Source organism: Acidovorax sp. sif0632 (assembly GCF_019218805.1).
GTDB lineage: Bacteria > Pseudomonadota > Gammaproteobacteria > Burkholderiales > Burkholderiaceae_C > Acidovorax > Acidovorax facilis.
Genome location: NZ_JAHUWW010000008.1, coordinates 46,033 through 63,007, shown reverse-complemented (window position 1 = coordinate 63,007; position 16,975 = coordinate 46,033). Strand labels below are relative to the sequence as shown.

The following is a 16,975-nucleotide window of genomic DNA, read 5'->3' as shown; positions in this document are numbered from 1 at the left end:
CGCGATAACAGTACACAAGGACACCGCCATGCTGATGAAAACCACCACCCAGTCGCTGACCGAGCAGCTGTCGGCGCGTTTTGGCGAGCGCATCCGCAACCGGCTGCTGGCACCCGGCGCGCGCCTGCCTTCGGTGCGGCAGTGCGCGCAGCAGCATGGCGTGAGCCCTTCCACTGTGGTGGCGGCGTACGACCAATTGCTGGCGCAGGGGCTGGTGGAGGCGCGCAAAAATCGGGGCTTCTTTGTGCGCGAGATGGCCAACGGGTTGCTGGACAGGGGCGCTGAGGACGACGACGCGGGCGCCCAGGAGGTCGAGCGTGCCATGGGCAACTGGAGCACCGCGCACTGGTTTGCCGCGCGGGGCGCCGGGCGCGGTGCAGCGCGGGGGGCGCCGCCCGTCAACGCCACGGCATTGATCCGGGGCATGTTCCACAAGATCAGCGACAAGCCGCAGCCCGGCATGGGCGTGTTTCCGCCTGCCTGGCTGGAGTCCACCTTCATGCCCGCCGCTGTGCGCAAGGTGACCAGCACACGCGCGTTGAATGATTTTTCGCTGCAGTACGGCGAGCCTCTGGGCGACACGGGGCTGCGCCGGGTGCTGTCCAAGAAGCTGGCCACGCTGAATGTGCATGCGGCCCCCGAAAACATCATCACCACCGTGGGTGCCACGCACGCGCTCGACATCGTGAGCCGCACGCTGCTGCGCCCGGGCGACCCGGTGATGGTGGAGGAACCCGGCTGGGCGGTGGAGTTTGCGCGCTTGTCTGCTTTGGGCATGCACATCCTGCCGGTGCCGCGCCGTGCCGACGGGCCAGACCTGGAGGTCATGGCGAAGTACTGCGAGGTGCACCAGCCCAAGCTTTACGTGAGCGTGAGCGTGTTCCACAACCCCACGGGCTACTGCCTGTCTCCGGGCAGCGCGCATCGCATCCTGCAGCTGGCCAACCAGTACAACTTCCATGTGGTGGAGGACGATACCTACAGCCACATCGCGCCCGAGCACGCCACGCGCCTCACGGCGCTCGATGGGCTGCAGCGCACCATCTACGTGAGCGGCTTTGCCAAGATCCTCGCGCCCAACTGGCGCATCGGTTTCATGGCCGCACCGCCCGCGCTGGTGGAGCAATTGCTGGACACCAAACTGCTGGCCACGCTGACCACGCCCGCGCTGCTGGAAAAAGCCCTGGCCCTGTGCATCGAACAGGGCCAACTGCGCCGCCACGCCGAGCGCATCCGCACGCGGCTCGACGCTGCGCGTGCACGCAGCGTGAAGCTGGCGCTGGGCGCGGGCTGCACCTTTGCGGCCGAGCCCGTGGGCCTGTTTGGCTGGGTGGAGACGGGGGTGGACACCGACGCGCTGTCGCAGCGCATGCTCGACGAGGGCTACCTGCTGGCACCGGGCGCGCTGTTCCATGCAGAGCGCCAACCCAGCACCCTCATGCGCATCAACTTTGCGACCACGCAGGAGGCGGAGTTCTGGAAGACTTTTGCGCGGGTGCGCGATGAGCAGGCACGGTGAGCCGACCCACTGCCTTTGAGCCCATGTCCCAGACTGGCGCTGTCGGCAAATACTGGCGCGGCCCCAGCCAGTGCCACCGTGGAACCGGCTTTGCCGGGCCACCGGTGGCGTCCCCCTTGGGGGAAGACGCGCAGCGGCTCAGGGGGGCTATCTTCGCTCTACTTCCAGGTCGGCCAGCACCCGCAGCAGCGCGCGGTTGACCTCTTCCAGGTCCAGCTCGAACGTCTCGCAAAGATTGCGAATGGCACTGGCGTCGTCCGTCTCCAGCGCGCATGCCATCTGCAGGCCACCGGTGTAGGGGCCGGTGCGCAGCACCGTGGCGTCATAGATGCGCTCAGACAAGGGCAGACGGCGCAGGATGGTGCCAAGCGGCTCCCCCAGCAGGTCGTCGATCTGCGACAGCAGACCACACAGGTAGATCTCGCGGCGCAGATCGTTCTCCACGCCCGCGTCGAGCAGCTGTGCGGTGAGTTGGGCGCGCATCACCATGGCCTCGCGCACCGGCTGCATGTTGGGGTCGGTGCTGGCATGGGGCAGCTGGTCGGACAGCCAGCGCTTGATGGAGCCGTAGCCCATCATCACCAGGCCCCGGCGCAGCGAATCGATGCCGGTGCGCAGGCCCAGGGCCGCAGAGTTGGTGTACACCATGAAGCGGTACGCCAGGATCGGGTCCTGGCCCATGATGTCTTCAAAGGTTTCCAGCGACTGCTCTGCGTCGATGGCCTTCATGAGCTTGAAGATCACCGCGTGCGATGGTTGCTGGGGATGGTGGCGCAGGCTGTAGAGCACGTCTTCGGTGGGCCAGCCGGCCAGTGCCAGGGCGTTGTGCTGGTCCAGGCAATGCTCCATGAGCGCGCGGCTGGCAATGTTCTCGTACATCTGCCCGGCCAGCACCGGGCTGGTGGTGCGCGCGGGCTGCGTGGGGGTGCCGCCAGGGCGGGCGGCGGGGGCCGCCTTCAGGGCCGCCACGGCGTCTTCGGGGCGCAGGGTGAGCAGGCTGTTGTCAAAGCACTGGGCAATGTCGGGCTCGGGCAGCCGACCCAGCTCGCCGCGCCACACGAGCTTCAGGCCCCGCTGGTGGGCGGCCTTGACCAGCGCATAGATGGTGGAGTCGGACAACCAGTTGCCGCGCACCTCGATCCAGGGCGCGCCACGTGGCGCGTGCTCCAGCATGTTGGACAACAGCTGGTGGCTTTGGGGGGACAGCAGAATCGGGGGAGAACTGGCAGACCACAACTCCTGCAGCGTGCGCAGCAGGTGGGCGGTATCGACCAGGGCCGAGGCCTCGCTGTGCACATAAAGCTGGATGGCCGCGAGCTTGCGGGCGCGGTTCCACAAAGGGCGGTAACCCAGAATCAGGCTGCCAAGGACAGATTGGACCATGTGCTCTTAGGCGGTTGTCTCGTCGTTGGGGCCTGTCCCCGCCCGGGGCTGTGCAGCGTGGGCAGGCCCGCTTTAACTGATGAAATTGAACAGGGACAGCTTCTGAACCTGCGCATAGGACTTGAGTGCTGCCTCGTACCCCACCTGCTGGTTCTGGAAGTCTGAAATTCCCTGGATCATATCGAGATCCTCGGCCCGCGAGCGGTCGCCTTCGAGCTGGATGGAGCGCTTTTCCTGGTCGCCCGTGATGCGGTCCGCTCGGTTGAGCAGCTCGCCCGCATAGCCGCGCATGTTGTGCAGGCGTTCCAGGCCAATGTCCATGTTGCCCAGGGCCTGCCCCACTGCCTGCGCCGCTGCATTGCTGTCGGGGGCGCTGCGGATGTCGCGGATCGCGTTGTCCAGGGTGCTGAACATGCTCGGGCTGGGCTGCAGGGTAATGGTGTCCCCGGTGGCAGGGTTGCCCTTGATGTCGAAGCTCAGGCCCGGGATGCTGGTGATGGCGATGGTCACTGGCTTGTCGGTGGGATAGTCGGGCACCACCACGGCCGGTGACACGGCGCCTGTGGTGGTGTTGGTGAGCGTGTAGGTGGCGGTGGTGGTGCCGGGTGTGGCACCCGGGCCGACCGCGCTGAAAGTGATGGTGTAGTTGTCGCCGGTTACCAGGCTCGGGTCCACGGGGGTGACCGCCGTGGTGTTGAGGAAGCGGCTGGAGGGAATGGCGCTGACACCTGCGGTGTAGACACCATCGCGCTGCGGGTCGAACATGAAGGCGGCTTCGCCATCCAGGGTGTTGGGAATCGACACGCCACTGCTGGCTGTCTGGCCAGGCAGTCCTTCAAAGCTGTAGTCGGGGCTGCTGCTCAGGGGGCCGAGGAACGGCGCGAGCGCGCTGCCCAGGGCGCTGAGCAGGGGAACGCCGTTGGTGTCCTTGCGGTTGGCCACTTCCAGCAGCTGCTCGCGCAGGCCTTGCAGCTGGTTGGCGATGGTGTTGCGGTCGTTGGGGGTCAGGGCCGCACTGCCGGCGTTCACCACCAGTTCGCGGAAGTTCTGCACCAGGTCCACTGCGTCGCCCAGGGCGGACTCGGCCTGCGCGATGGCGTTGCGCTGCGTTTCCAGGGCGCGCTGCTCGGTCTGGATGCGCGCCAGCCGGTTGATGGCGCGTTCGGCCTGCGCGGCCGACACGGGGTCATCGCTGGCCCGCACCACGCGTTTGCCCGAGGTCAGGTTCTCCTGCAGGTTCGACAGGTTGGTCTGGCGCGTGCCCAGGTTGCGCAGCGCGTTGTCATACATGTTGGCCGTGCCAAGGCGGTAGATGCTGTTACTCATGTCGAACTCCTAACTCCTGTCCCGCCGTCAGCGGCCGAGGCCCTGCAGCAGCGAGTCAAAGATGTTTTGCGCAATCTGGATCATTTTGGACGATGCCTGGTACGCCTGCTGGTATTGGATCAGCCTTGCAGCCTCCTCGTCCAGGTTCACGCCCGAAATCGCCGTACGGTCCCGTTCCAGGTTGGCCGCGATGGTGGTGGACAGCTCGGCCGCGAACAGCGCGCTCTGGGTGCGGGTGCCCACCTGGGCCATGGCCCCTGCGTAGCCGTCGGATAGTGTGGATTCGTCGAACATCTTCACGTCCCGCAGGCCCATGAGTGCACTCGCGTTGCCCGCGTTGCGCGTGAAGATGTCGCCGTACTGCGGGTCCGATGCATTGCCGATCACGACGGTGTCGCCCGTGTTGGGGCTGCCCTGCAGCTTGATCTCCCAACCGTTGATCGAGATGGGTGCACCCGGCGTGTAGGGCTGCGCAGCGGCAATGGTGGTGGGGGGCGCAGTGCCCCGGTCCAGCACGTCGTACGTGGTGGGCGGGCCGGCCGTGAACTGCAGCTGGATACCGCCCAGGATGGGGGGCAACGCCGCCGGGTTGGCGTTGGGCGGCAGAACCAGCCCCGGCGGATTGGGCAGGCCCGTGGCTTTGAGGCCCGCCAGCTGCAGCGTGCCGCCGTTGGAGGTGCCCATGGCCGCGTTGATGGGGTTGGCCGCAGCCAGATCACGCGGTGAGTACACCAGCGACTGGATGTTGGCCGCCGCCGTGCTGAACGGCTTGAACAACATGCGCTCGCCGGGGTTGCCGGGCGTGGTCAGGTTGAAGTTCAGGCCGTCGATCTGCAGCGTGGCCAGGTTGGCCGCGTCGGTGAACGGGGTGGACGTGCCGTCCGACAAGCGCACCACCTGCCCGGCCGTGCCGGTGGTAAAGCGGATTTCGTAGTCCGACGCCGCGAACTCCGTGGGGCCGGTGAAGGACACCGTGCCCACGCCCGCGCCGTTGGTGTGGCCCGGCATGCTGGCGGGCAGGGCGAACAGGTCCTTGCCCAGCGCACCGTCCAGCGTCAGGCCCAGGTTGTGCTGGTCGTTCATCGTCATGCCGATGGCCATGGCCATGCGGCCCAGCAGGTTGCGCCCTTCGGCCAGATCGTTGTTGTTAAAACGCAGCAGGCCCGACATCGACCCGCCGCCGAGCACGTTCTCGTCCATCTCCACGGCTGGCGCACCGGGCCGGTTGAAGAACAGCTTGATCTGGCCGCTGCCGGGGAAGGCCGTCGCGTCATCGATGGACAGGCTGGTGGCCGTGGTGCCCAGCACCAGCGGCTGGCTGCCCGCCACAAACAGGCCCACGGTGCCATCGTCGGCCGGGATCTGCGTGGTCTGCACATACTGGTTGATGTCGCGGATGATCTGGTCGCGCTGGTCCAGCAGGTCGTTCGGAGTCTGGCCATTGCCCTTGGCGCGCGCGATCTGCTCGTTCACGCTGGCCATCTGCCCGGCCAGGCTGTTGACGGCGGTGATGCTGCTTTGCAGCTGTTCGGTTACGGTGTACTGGATCTCGTTGATGCGGTCGGCGGCCGCACGCATGCGCGAGGCGGTTTCGTCCATGCGCGTGAGCACCACGGTGCGCGCAGTGATGTCCGTGGGGGCGCTCACCACGTCCGAGAACGCATTCATCATGTCATTGATGGCTGCACCCAGGCCCGCCGTGCCGCCGCTGAAGACCTCCTGCAGCTGGCGCAGGCGCTCGGCCCGCACGATGTCGGACGACTGCACCGAGCCCGCCGTGGCCGACTGGCGCGTGAGCAGCTCGCTCTGGTTGCGCAGGATGGTCTGTACATCCACGCCCTGGCCGATGTAGCCGCCGCCCGTGAACTGGCCCTGCACGGTCTGCAGCACCACGGTCTGGCGCGAATAGCCGGGCGTGTTGACGTTGGCAATGTTGTGGCCCGCCGTCTGCAGCGCCACCTGGTTGGCCAACAGGGCGCGGGCGCCGACGTTGAGCAAGCTCATGACTCACCTCGCATTTCAGTGATCCCCAGCGCTGCCTTCACCCCCAGCGCGTGTGACTGGCGCGGCCCTAGCCAGTGCCCCCGCGCAAGGGCCGCCCCGCCGCGCTGGGGGCGTCCCCCTCCCGCGAAGCGAGAGAGGGGGAAGGCGCGAAGCGACTCAGGGGGTGTTTGCATGGTCAAGCCTGCGCGCGCAGCGTGCGCAGCACGCTATTGATGGCACCGCCGAGCTTTTTGGCGTACTCGGGGTCGGTGGCGTAGCCCGCCTTTTGCAGCGCCGAGGCATAGGCCATGGCCGAGCCGGACTGGGCGACGGATTCGGCCTTCTCGTAGCGCGGGCTGTCCTTGATGAGCTTTGCGTAGTCCCGGAACGAATCCTCGTACGAGTCGTAGGCGCGGAACTTCGCCGTCACCTTCTGGGCCTTGCCGTTGATGTATTCGGTGGTGGTGATCTCGGCCACCTTGCCTGTCCAGCCCTTGCCGGCCTTGATGCCGAACAGGTTGAACGAGTTGGAGCCGTCCTTGTGCTTGATCTCGCTCTTGCCCCAGCCGGTTTCGTGACCAGCCTGGCCCAGCATGAAGCTGGCGGGAATGCCACTCTCCTGGGCCACGCGCTCGGCGGTGCCCGAGAGGTGCTGCACAAAACCATCGCGGCCCTTGGGCGCGGGTCCAGTGGCCTCGGCCGGTGTGCCGGTGGCCGAGGACGCTGCGCGGGGCAGCGCCTGCGGCAGGCTCAGTGTGGAGGGCACGGAGAAATTCGCGTCGGCCCCGCCCATCTGCCGCGAGAGCTGGCGTGCAATCGCTTCAGACAGCCCGCCCTGCTGGCCCGACATGCTGACCGACAGCTGCTGGTCCAGCATGTCCTGGCCCAGGTTGGCCTGCTCGCCTTCCATGAGGCCGGATTTCATCGTGGCGTCGCGCATGCTCTTGATCAGCTCGCGCATGAACAGCGACTCGAACTGCTTGGCGACCTCGCGCGTGGTCTGGGCGTTGTTGGCCGTGCCCGCGTCGTACTTGAGCGAATTGAGCGAGCGGATGTCCACCGCCAGCGCATTGGAGGTGCTGCTGGTGGTGCTGGACGAGGGCAGGGTGAGGGCCATGTTTGCTCCCCGGGGTCAGATCACTTCCAGCTCGGCGTTGAGGGCGCCGGCGGCCTTGATGGCCTGCAGGATGGCCAGCAGGTCGCCCGGTGTGGCCCCCAGCGTGTTGAGCGCCTTGACCACGTCTGCCAGCTGGGGTGAAGCCGGCATCTGGATGATGTTGCCCGGTTCCTGGTTGATGCGGATGTCGCTTTGCTGCGCCACCACGGTCTGCCCTTGCGAGAGTGGAGCGGGCTGGCTGATGACGGGCGTGGAGCTGATGGTGATCGACAGGTTGCCGTGTGCAATGGCGCAGGGGCCCAGCGTCACGGCCTGGTTCAGCACCACCGAGCCGGTGCGTGCATTGATGACGACCTTGGCCGAGGGAGTGGACGCCTCCAGGGGCAGTTCTTCCAGGTCGGCGATGAAGCCCACGCGGGCGCCGGGGTCCAGCGGTGCGCGCACTTGCACGGTGCGCCCGTCGAGCGCCGTGGCCAGGCCGCTACCCAGTTTGGTGTTGATGGCCTGCGCCACGCGGCGTGCGGTCTGGAAGTCCGAGGCATTGAGCCCCAGGTTGATGGTGTCGCCCTCGTTGAGGGGTGTGGGCACGGCGCGTTCGACCTGTGCGCCTTGCGGAACCCGGCCTGCACTCAGATGGTTGATCTGCACCTTGCTGCCGCCCGCCGAGGCGCCCGCGCCTCCCACCACCACATTGCCCTGGGCCAGGGCGTAGATCTCGCCGTCGGCGCCGCGCAGGGGCGTGACGATGAGCGTTCCGCCCTTGAGCGACTTGGCGTTGCCCATGGAGGACACGTTGATGTCGATCATCTGCCCGGGCTGGGCAAAGGCCGGTAGCTGTGCCGTGACGATCACCGCCGCCACGTTCTTGAGCTGCAACTGGTTCGCCGTGCCAGGCGGCAGGCTGATGCCCATCTGCTGCAGGTAGTTGGACATGGCCTGCGTGGTGTAAGGCATCTGCGTGGTCTGGTCGCCCGTGCCGTCCAGCCCCACCACCAGGCCATAGCCCGTCAGCTGGTTGCTGCGCACGCCCTGCACCGCCGCCACTTCCTTGATGCGCAAGGCATGGGCAGGCACCGCCACACCAGCAGCCACGAGGGCCAGCAACAGCCACAGCGCGCGCACGGGGCGTGACAAGAGGGAATGGGACAAGGCTTTCATGACACCGATTGTGGGCGGCCCCGCCAGGAACTAAAACCCAAAAAGAAGCGGGTTCACCGGCCTATTGCATGGGTTCCCGAGCGGGTGGAAACGGCGGTGGCGTACCGTGCGCCCGGGCGGTTGGTCCGGGTCAAGCTGCAAGGTGAAATATGAATAAAAATAGCCGCTGTCGCTTAATAGATAAGCGTAAATAGCTATAAATAAGATAGCGATTTTGAGATCAACTACACAATCGCAGCCATCCCACAGCCCAGTGCTCGTCAAAACTGGCGCGGCCAAAGCGCGGGCCGCCGCGCAAGGGCCGCCCCGCCGCGCTGGCGGCGTCCGCCTCCCCTAGCGCGCAGCGCGTAGAGAGAGGGGGAAGGCGCGCAGCGCCTCAGGGGGTGAAACCCTAAAACGGCGTGATCGTGTTGAAGACCCGGTTCATCCAGCCCAAGGCCTGGGCTTCGTTCTGTGCGCCACGGCCACGGGATTCCACCCGCACATTGGCCACCTGGGTCGAGTTGACAATGCTGCCCGGCTGCAGCGCGCGCGGATCGATGGTGCCCGAGAAGCGCAGCACATCCACGTTCTGGTTCACGCCGATCTGCTTCTCGCCCGTCACGACCAGGTGGCCGTTGGGCAGCACGTCCACCACGGTGGCGGTGATCGAGCCGGTGAAGGTGTTGGCGCTTTCGGTGCCGCCCTTGCCCGAGAAGGTGCTTTCCGAACCGGCGCCGAGCGTGGTGCGGTCGGCCAGCGACTTTTTCACGAAAGGCAAGTTGGTGATGCCGGCCGAGGCCTCCGAGGTACGGTCCACGGTGGACGAGGATTTCTGGCTGGCCGTCACGTTCTCGACGATCATGATCGTGACGTTGTCGCCCACCAGACGTGCGCGGCGGTCTTCGAACGCGGGGCGGTAGCTGGCGTTGTGGAACAGGCCCCCGGTCACGGGCGGTGGTGCACGGTGCGCTGCGGCCAGTGGTGGTGGGGTGGTCGGTAGGATGTCCACCGGCGGCGGCGGCGACAAGGTGGCGGCGCAGCCCGTGAGCAGCAGCGCGCCCACGGCGGTGGGCAGGGCAAAAAGGCGTGTGAACGGCAGCATGGCGAACGCTCCTGGTGTCGGCATCGGGATCACAGCTGGCTGAGCTTGGCCAGCATCTGGTCCGAAGTCTGGATGGCCTTGGAATTCATCTCATAGGCACGCTGTGCCTGGATCATGGTGACCAGCTCTTCCACCACGTTGACGTTGGAGGCTTCCAGAAACCCCTGCTTGAGAATACCCAGCCCGTTGGTGCCGGGCGTGCCCTGCTGGGGCTGGCCCGAGGCGGCCGATTCCTTGAACAGGTTCTGGCCAATGGGCTCGAGGCCGGCCGGGTTGATGAAGGCCGACATCGCCAGGTTGCCCAAGGGCTGGGGCTGGGTGTTGCCCTGTACGGTGGCCGACACCACGCCATCGGCGCTGATGGTCACGCTCGTGGCGTTGGCGGGCACCGTGATGCCGTTGGCCACGGGCAGGCCGCTGGAGTTGACCAGGCGGCCTTGCGAATCGACCTGGAACGAGCCGTCGCGCGTGTAGCCGATGGTCCCGTCGGGCATGGTCACTTCCAGAAAACCATTGCCGTTGATGGCCACGTCCAGGTTGTTCTTGGACTCCTGCAGGCTGCCCTGAACGAAGTTGCGGCTGGTGGCCACCGTGCGCACGCCCAGGCCCAGGTGCAGGCCGGTGGGCAGCTGGTTCTGCTCGGTGGTGTTGGCGCCCACCTGGCGCAGGTTCTGGTAGATCAGATCCTCGAACACCGCGTTGTTGCGCTTGTAGCCGGTGGTGGAGACGTTGGCCAGGTTGTGCGAGATGACGTCGAGCTGGGTCTGCTGGGCAGACATGCCGGTCTTGGCGATCCAGAGGGAGTTGATCATGGTGCTTCCTTTTGGCGTGGCGGCGCGGGGCGCGACCTCAGCCGTTCATGCTCAGCAACTGGCTGGCGGTCTTGTCGTTGGTTTCGGCGGACTGAAGCAGGCGCATCTGCTGTTCGAACTGGCGCGATGCGGCAATCATCCCGACCATGCTTTCGACCGGATTCACGTTCGAGCCTTCCACTGCGCCTGCCAGCATGCGGGCGTTGGCGTCATTGGCAATCGGGTCGCCGGACGTGGTGCGAAACAGCCCGTCGTCGCCGCGCTTGAGCGGGTCTTCCGGGGTGGGAGTGGCCAGCTTGAGGCGGCCAATGGCCTGCGCGGGCTGGCCCGCTGCCTTGGCAGTGACCGTTCCATCCGAGCCCAGCGTGACTTCGGCCCCCGGCGGGACATCAATGGGCGCGCCGCCATCGGACAGCACGGGCAGTCCGGTGGGGGTGAGCAGCTGGCCCGTGGCCGACACCTCAAAGGTGCCGGCGCGGGTGTAGGCCTCGGTACCGTCAAGTCCCTGCACGGCAAACCAGGCATTGCCCACGGCCATGGCGTCGAGGTTGCGGCCGGTACGCTGCACGGGGCCGGGCGTGCTCACGTGGCCCGAGGTGGCCTCCAGCGCAAACACACGGGTTTTGGAGCCATCGCCCTGGATCGGGACCGAGCGGAAGGTGGACATCTCCGCACGAAACCCCTGGGTGGAGGCGTTGGCGAGGTTGTTGGACAACACGGCCTGCCGGTGGGCGGCCGCGTTGGCGCCCGTCATCGCGGTGTAAATGATGCGGTCCATGGGGGCTCTCCGTTGTCCAGGGCTGTTTCAGTGCAGAGTTCTTACGAACCGTTCCCGATCAACGCAAGTTCACCAGGGTGGACATCACCTGGTCTTGCGTCTTGATGGTCTGGGCGTTGGCCTGGTAGGCGCGCTGTGCGGTCATCATGTTCACCAGCTCGGCGGTCAGGTCCACGTTGGAGTCTTCCAGCGCGCCCGAGCGCAGCGACCCAAAGTTGCCGTCGGTGGCCGTGCCAGCCACCGGCTGGCCGGATTCAAAGGTGGCGACCCAGTTGTTGCCGCCTACCGAAGCCAGGCCCTGCGTATTGCGGAAGCTCGACAGCGCCAGCTGGCCTTCTGCACGGGTCACGCCGTTCGAGTAACGGGTCATGATCATCCCGTTGTTCTCGATGTTGATGCCCGTGAGCTCGCCCGTGGTGTAGCCGTCCTGGCTCAGGTTGGAGACCGAGAACTTGTTGCCGCTCTGTGAGACTTTGTCCAGGCTCACCGCCACATCGAACGCGGGCAGGTTGTTGGGGTTGGGCGGGGTCGGGTTCACGTTCAGCGTGAGCGCGAAGCCCGTGGCGGGGGGCGTGGCCACGGGGGCCGTGATGGCGCCATTGTTGTCAAACGTGATCTGGCCTATAGGAGTTGCCACCACGGGAGGCACTGCCGTGGGGTCGTCCAGCTGGTCGTACACGTCCCAGGTGTTGTCGGTAGCGGTCTTCTGGAAGTACAGGCTCACTGGCTTGGCCACGCCCTGGCTGTCGAACACGTTGATCGACGTGCCGTAGGTGGCGCGCGGTGTGGCCGGGATGGGCGGCGTGGCGGCAGGGTCGCCGGCCGCATCGGTGGCCGTGGCCGGCAGGTTGAATGCTGCCGTGATCGTGGTGGTCTGCTTGGCAGGGATGGGCTCGGAGGTGGGGAACACCATCGGGATGGGGTCGGTGCCCGAACGCAGGCCGGTGACCGGGTCCACGGGGTAACCCATCACGTTGGCGTTGTCGTTGGTGATCATGTTGCCCTCCTTGTCCAGCTTGAAGTTGCCGGAGCGGGTGTAGGCGGGTGTGCCATCGGGCAGCGTGAGCGTGAAAAAGCCGTTGCCGTTGATGGCGACATCCAGGCTGTTGCCCGTGATCGTGAGATTGCCCTGTGTGAACTGCTGGGAGACCGCGCCCACTTCGACGCCGATGCCCGCATTGGTGCCGCCGGACGAGCCGATGGCGGACGCCACCATTTCGGCAAACTCGGCCCGCGAGGCCTTGAACCCGACGGTGTTGGAGTTGGCGATGTTGTGCCCGATGACGTCGAGGTTCTTGCTGGCGGCGTTCAAGCCAGAGAGGCCTTGCTGAAAACTCATGGTGTTCTCCTGATGGGGGCTATCACTGAATCGGCCGGGTTAGACCAGGGCCTTGATCTGGCTGTAGTTGATGGTTTTTCCGTTGGCCAGGGTCAGCACCAGCTGGCCGTCCTCGGCACCTGCGGCCGTGACCTTGGACAGGGCCAGCGACGTGCTGTCGATCTTGGTCGAGCCATTGACGGCACTGACGCGGAACTGCAGTCCCTCGGTGGAGCCGGTGTACTTGCTGGCATCCCACTCGAAGGTGTGGCGCCCTGCAGCTTTGGCACCCAGGTCCATGGTCTCGATCACCTGGCCGCCAGCGGTCATCACCTCGACCTTCACCTTGGTGGCGGCCGAGGCCAGCTCAAAGCCACCCTTGCCGGCCTTGTCAGCCACGGCCAGCGTCGAGCCTTCGGTCATCACGTTGCGGCCAATCAGGGCCGTGCCCTGCATCACCTGCAGCGAGTTGAACTGCGCCGACATGCTCTCCATCGTCTGGTTGAGCTGCTGGATGCCGGTCACCGTGTTGATCTGCGCAATCTGCGAGGTCATCTGGGCGTTGTCCAGCGGGTTCATCGGGTCCTGGTTGTTCAGCTGTGCAACCAGCAGTTTCAGGAAGCGGTCCTGCGCGGCCGCAGGGTCGGTGGCGGCGTTGGCCTTGGTGCCGGTCGCATCGGTGACCGTGGGCGCGCTGGTGGCGGAGTTGAGGATCATGGTGGCGTCCTAGAGTTACTGGCCCATCTGCAGGGTCTTGAGGAGCAGCGACTTGGCCGTGTTCATGACCTCGACGTTGTTCTGGTAAGAGCGGGAGGCGGAGATCATGTTGACCATTTCCTCCACGGCGTTGACGTTGGAGTGCGTCACATAGCCTTCCGCGTCTGCCGACGGGTGGCTGGGGTCGTGCACGCGGCGGCCGGGAACGTTGCTTTCGTTGATGGAGCTCACGCGCACACCGGCCGAGCTGTCCGCGCCCATGGGGGCGGTCTGGAACACCACCTGGCGCGCCTTGTAGGCCTGGCCGTCGGGGCCTGCCACGGCATCGACATTGGCCAGGTTGCTGGCCACCACGTTGAGCCGCTGCGACTGCGCGCTGACGGCGCTGCCCGAGACGCTGAAGATGGAGAACATGGACATGGGGAGACTCGCTTTCTGCGCTGCACTGCGGATGGCTTATTGGCCCTGGATCGCGCTGAGCATGGTTTTGGCGTTGCCGTTGATGAAACGCAGCGTGGCTTCATAGCGCACGGCGTTGTCGACAAAGTTGGCGCGCTCGCGGTCCAGGTCCACCGTGTTGTTGTCCAGGCTGGGCTGGGTCTGCACGGAATAACCCAGCGTACCGGGTGCGCCGGTGCCCGTGCTGGCCGCTGGCAGCGGAATGTGGCGGGGGTCTGTGGCGCCCTTGGCCCCCAAGTTGCCCGTGGTGCCCACCGAGCCACCCGTGGCCAGGCGGGTCACGCCCGAGCCCAAGCCCGTGGCTTCGCGCATCGCATCGCCAAAGCTGAAATCGCGTGCCACGTAGCCCGGGGTGTCAGCGTTGGCGATGTTGCTGGCGATGGCGCGCTGGCGCTCGGCACGCAGCACGAGCGCGTTGCCGAGAAAGTCCAGCCGGTTGGTCATCTTGTCAAGCATGGTTGCCTCACACCCTGGGTTGCAATAGGAGCCGGTTTGGGGGTTTCCGGCGTGGTTCGATTGTGAAAGCCGCCGCTTTTTTCTAAAGCGCGAAGAACGCGGAAATGGGTGCGCAGTTTCGGGTTTTGCGCAGGGCTCGCCTGCCTATAGTTCCAGTCGTGAAAGAGTCTTTGCCGCCCCGCGCGGTCAGACCTGTTGACCTGCGATGCCCAGGAGGCCCCATGCCATCGATCTTCGTTTTCCCCTTCGTGTCCCCTTTGGTTCGCGCGGGCGCTCTGGCGACCGCCGGGCGGCGTGCTGTGGCTCGGCACGCTCTGGCGGTGGTGCTGGGGTTGACTGCAGTGGCTGGCAGCAGCGGGGCCGCGCTGGCCCAGGCGGCAGCCGACCCCAGTGCCGACCTGGGCCCGCTGACCCAACGCTGGCTGGATGACGCGATGTCGCGCAACCAGGCTTCCGGCTTGCCGCTGCGTATGGAAGTGAGCGTTGGCTCACTCGACTCGCGGCTGCGGCTGGCGCCGTGTGCGCGGGTCGAACCCTACCTGCCAGTGGGCGCCCGGCTTTGGGGCCGCACCCGCCTGGGGCTGCGCTGTGTCGAGGGGCAAACCGCATGGAACGTTTACCTGCCGGTGACCGTCAAGGCATTTGGCCCGGCTTGGGTGCTGACCGGCCCGGTGGCTCCGGGGACGGTGCTGACCGCCAATGACGCCACCGAGGCGGAAGTGGACTGGGCCGAAGAGTCGGCAGCCGTGATGGCCAACCCGGAAATGTGGGTCGGGCAGGTCGCCGCGCGCCAGCTGGTGGCCGGCCAGGCATTGCGCCAGACCATGGTGCGGCCCCCCCAGCTCTTTCGCGCAGGCGCCCAGGTCAAGGTGATTGCCCAGGGCCCTGGCTATGCAGTCACCTCCGCAGGGCAGGCCATGTCGGCAGGCGCTGCGGGGCAGATTGTTCGCATACGTATGGATAATGGCAGGATAGTAAGTGGAACTGTGAATGAGGTTGGGACAGTGGTCGTCGCTCTTTGATGACGGGGCGGTGATAAATGGCTAAAGTCCGGGCCAAATGGGTCGAAAACATTGCTACTGTGCCCCACATCAAACGGGGTGGTGGAGAGAGCGATGAAGATTGGTCAAAAACCGGAACTCCCGGGCGCCTTGGCGCAGACGGGGCTTGCCAAGCAAGCCAAAAGTCCTGCCAGCGCTGCTGAAGGAGCCGCCAAAGACGCTGCGGCTGTGTCAACCGCCGGTGTGCCCGTCACCGTCTCCACCGCTGCCCGTGCGCTGGACCAGACATCCCGTTCCACAGGTGATTTTGATGCGAGCAAGGTCAAGGCGGTGCGGGCGGCCATCGAAAAAGGCACTTTCTCGGTGGACGCCGAAGCCATTGCCGACAAGATGCTCTCCAACGCCCAGGAAATCCTGGCCCGCTCGCGCGGTTGATTCCTCAGCGTCCCGCACGCACCTTTATTGACAGACTTGGCAGGCAGGCGCTATCCACCTCACAATGCGCCATGTCCCTGGAAGAATCCCTCTCGGCTGTTGAACAGCTGATCGAAAAAGTCTCCGCCGCCCTTCTCGCGGCAGACCCCCAATCCCTGGAAAAGAACAGTGTGGCCCTGCGGGATGCAGCGGCCCAGTTCGCGCGCGTTCTGGAGCAGACTGCAGCCAGGGGTCTGCCCGTGCCGGCACAGCTGCAAAAGCGAGCCCGGGCCATTGACGATATGCTTGCCGTGCACCGCGAAAGCTTGGCGCGCCTGGCCGTGAATGCCGATCGCCAGGTGGCAGGCTTGGTGCCGCAGGCGGGCACACCCTCCACCTACGGCGACGGTCGGGGCGCACAGGCCGGCAAGCCCGGCGTGGCCCGTATCTACAAATCGGCTGGTTGAGCCAAAAAAGATAGCTGCTGGCGCTTGTCCCTGTTGGCTTTGAGAGGAAAAACCTCTCAAAGCCACGGATTACAAGTGCAAGCATCTATTGTTTTGACCGTTACCAGTGAAGGCCGGAGGATTGAACTTCGATGTCTGCTCGGCGCGGTTACACCTGAAACGGTCGCAGCCCCCGACCAGTGCCACCGTGGAACTGGCTCCGCCAGGCCACTGGTGGCGTCCCCCTTCAGGGGGAAGGCGCCGAAGGCGACTCAGGGGGTAGTCAATGCGCCCGCATCTTGGCCCGCAGGCGTGCGATGGACTGGCTGTGCAGCTGGCACACCCGAGATTCGGTCACCCCCAGCACGGCCGCGATCTCCTTGAGATTCATGTCGTGCTCGTAGTACATGCCCATGATGTGCTGCTCGCGTTCGGGCAGGGTCTTGATGGCATTCACCAGCGACATCTTGAGCCGCTGGTCGCGCAGCAATTCCAGAGGGTCTGCGTCGGCGTCTGCCACATGGCGGTCCAGAAAGCCGTCATCGTCCTCGTTGCCATGCGTCATGTCCTCCAGATACACCAGTTGTGTACCCCGAACCTTGCCGAGCAGGCTTTGGTATTCGACCAAGCTCATGCCCATCTCGCTGGCAATTTCAGACTCCAGCGGGCTGCGGCCCAGCTTCTGCTCCAGCCGGTGCACGGCGTGTTCGATGTCTTTCTGGCTCTTGCGGGAGCTGCGGCTCATCCAGTCGCCCTCGCGCAGTTCGTCCAGCATGGCGCCCCGGATGCGCTGGGTGGCAAAGGTCTCGAACTGCACACCCTGGGCCACTTCGTAGCGCGACAGGGCTTCCGCCAAGCCCATCATGCCAACCTGGATCAGGTCGTCCAGCTCCACGTTGGGAGGCAGCTTGGCGATCATGTGGTGCGCGATTCTTCGCACCAGCGGGACGTGCTGGCGGATCAGCGCATCACGATCGAGCTGGCCTTTGGCGGTGTACATCAGA

General features: G+C 65.7%; 17 protein-coding genes. 4 read left to right on the top strand and 13 right to left on the bottom strand.

Features of this window, described 5'->3' with window-relative positions; all coding sequences use genetic code 11:
- Positions 1 to 28: 28 nt before the first annotated feature.
- On the top strand, positions 29 to 1,519 hold the full coding sequence (locus KW832_RS21715) for a PLP-dependent aminotransferase family protein (RefSeq protein ID WP_121421309.1): 1,491 nt from the start codon (positions 29 to 31) through the stop codon (positions 1,517 to 1,519).
- A gap of 147 nt (positions 1,520 to 1,666) precedes the next feature.
- Here the strand turns inward: KW832_RS21715 and KW832_RS21710 are convergent, their stop codons facing one another.
- From KW832_RS21710 to flgB, 12 genes are all read right to left on the bottom strand, one after another.
- Positions 1,667 to 2,902 carry an HDOD domain-containing protein gene (locus KW832_RS21710; RefSeq protein ID WP_121508438.1) on the bottom strand — a complete coding sequence of 412 codons (1,236 nt, stop codon included), beginning with the start codon at positions 2,900 to 2,902 and terminating at the stop codon, positions 1,667 to 1,669.
- 72 nt (positions 2,903 to 2,974) lie between these two features.
- On the bottom strand, positions 2,975 to 4,228 hold the full coding sequence (gene flgL, locus KW832_RS21705; protein ID WP_121421307.1) for a flagellar hook-associated protein FlgL: 1,254 nt from the start codon (positions 4,226 to 4,228) through the stop codon (positions 2,975 to 2,977).
- Between the two features lie 27 nt (positions 4,229 to 4,255).
- Positions 4,256 to 6,232, bottom strand: a complete 1,977-nt coding sequence (gene flgK, locus KW832_RS21700) for a flagellar hook-associated protein FlgK (RefSeq protein ID WP_055398315.1) — start codon at positions 6,230 to 6,232, stop codon at positions 4,256 to 4,258.
- A 175-nt stretch (positions 6,233 to 6,407) separates the two neighbouring features.
- Complete coding sequence (gene flgJ / locus KW832_RS21695; RefSeq protein ID WP_176887176.1) at positions 6,408 to 7,328, bottom strand: flagellar assembly peptidoglycan hydrolase FlgJ; 921 nt, start codon at positions 7,326 to 7,328, stop codon at positions 6,408 to 6,410.
- 15 nt (positions 7,329 to 7,343) lie between these two features.
- Positions 7,344 to 8,495 carry a flagellar basal body P-ring protein FlgI gene (locus tag KW832_RS21690; protein ID WP_121421304.1) on the bottom strand — a complete coding sequence of 384 codons (1,152 nt, stop codon included), beginning with the start codon at positions 8,493 to 8,495 and terminating at the stop codon, positions 7,344 to 7,346.
- Between the two features lie 382 nt (positions 8,496 to 8,877).
- Positions 8,878 to 9,570, bottom strand: a complete 693-nt coding sequence (locus KW832_RS21685) for a flagellar basal body L-ring protein FlgH (protein WP_218301570.1) — start codon at positions 9,568 to 9,570, stop codon at positions 8,878 to 8,880.
- 29 nt (positions 9,571 to 9,599) lie between these two features.
- Positions 9,600 to 10,382 (bottom strand): flagellar basal-body rod protein FlgG, encoded by a 783-nt coding sequence (gene flgG / locus KW832_RS21680; protein ID WP_121421302.1) that lies wholly within the window; start codon positions 10,380 to 10,382, stop codon positions 9,600 to 9,602.
- A gap of 37 nt (positions 10,383 to 10,419) precedes the next feature.
- Positions 10,420 to 11,160: a flagellar basal-body rod protein FlgF gene (flgF, locus tag KW832_RS21675; RefSeq protein ID WP_121421301.1), complete on the bottom strand. Its 741-nt coding sequence runs from the start codon at positions 11,158 to 11,160 to the stop codon at positions 10,420 to 10,422.
- A 58-nt stretch (positions 11,161 to 11,218) separates the two neighbouring features.
- Positions 11,219 to 12,499 (bottom strand): flagellar hook protein FlgE, encoded by a 1,281-nt coding sequence (flgE, locus tag KW832_RS21670; RefSeq protein ID WP_121421300.1) that lies wholly within the window; start codon positions 12,497 to 12,499, stop codon positions 11,219 to 11,221.
- 39 nt (positions 12,500 to 12,538) lie between these two features.
- Entirely contained in the window at positions 12,539 to 13,195 is a 657-nt protein-coding gene (locus KW832_RS21665; RefSeq protein WP_121421299.1) for a flagellar hook assembly protein FlgD, read from the bottom strand.
- A 15-nt stretch (positions 13,196 to 13,210) separates the two neighbouring features.
- Positions 13,211 to 13,615 carry a flagellar basal body rod protein FlgC gene (gene flgC / locus KW832_RS21660; RefSeq protein ID WP_121421298.1) on the bottom strand — a complete coding sequence of 135 codons (405 nt, stop codon included), beginning with the start codon at positions 13,613 to 13,615 and terminating at the stop codon, positions 13,211 to 13,213.
- A 36-nt stretch (positions 13,616 to 13,651) separates the two neighbouring features.
- Entirely contained in the window at positions 13,652 to 14,110 is a 459-nt protein-coding gene (flgB, locus tag KW832_RS21655; RefSeq protein WP_121508441.1) for a flagellar basal body rod protein FlgB, read from the bottom strand.
- A gap of 221 nt (positions 14,111 to 14,331) precedes the next feature.
- Here flgB and flgA point away from each other — a divergent pair, with 221 nt between their 5' ends.
- The 3 genes from flgA to KW832_RS21640 all read left to right on the top strand — a co-directional run bounded on the left by flgA (position 14,332) and on the right by KW832_RS21640 (position 15,992).
- The gene (flgA, locus tag KW832_RS21650; RefSeq protein WP_255577897.1) at positions 14,332 to 15,132 is read left to right on the top strand and encodes a flagellar basal body P-ring formation chaperone FlgA; all 801 of its coding nucleotides are present in this window, start codon (positions 14,332 to 14,334) and stop codon (positions 15,130 to 15,132) included.
- A 93-nt stretch (positions 15,133 to 15,225) separates the two neighbouring features.
- Positions 15,226 to 15,546, top strand: coding sequence for a flagellar biosynthesis anti-sigma factor FlgM (gene flgM, locus KW832_RS21645; protein ID WP_121508442.1), 321 nt, complete (start codon positions 15,226 to 15,228; stop codon positions 15,544 to 15,546).
- A gap of 71 nt (positions 15,547 to 15,617) precedes the next feature.
- Positions 15,618 to 15,992 (top strand): hypothetical protein, encoded by a 375-nt coding sequence (locus tag KW832_RS21640; RefSeq protein ID WP_121508443.1) that lies wholly within the window; start codon positions 15,618 to 15,620, stop codon positions 15,990 to 15,992.
- 262 nt (positions 15,993 to 16,254) lie between these two features.
- Here KW832_RS21640 and KW832_RS21635 read toward each other — a convergent pair whose 3' ends face one another.
- On the bottom strand, positions 16,255 to 16,971 hold the full coding sequence (locus tag KW832_RS21635; RefSeq protein ID WP_218301571.1) for an RNA polymerase sigma factor FliA: 717 nt from the start codon (positions 16,969 to 16,971) through the stop codon (positions 16,255 to 16,257).
- Positions 16,972 to 16,975 lie beyond the last annotated feature (4 nt).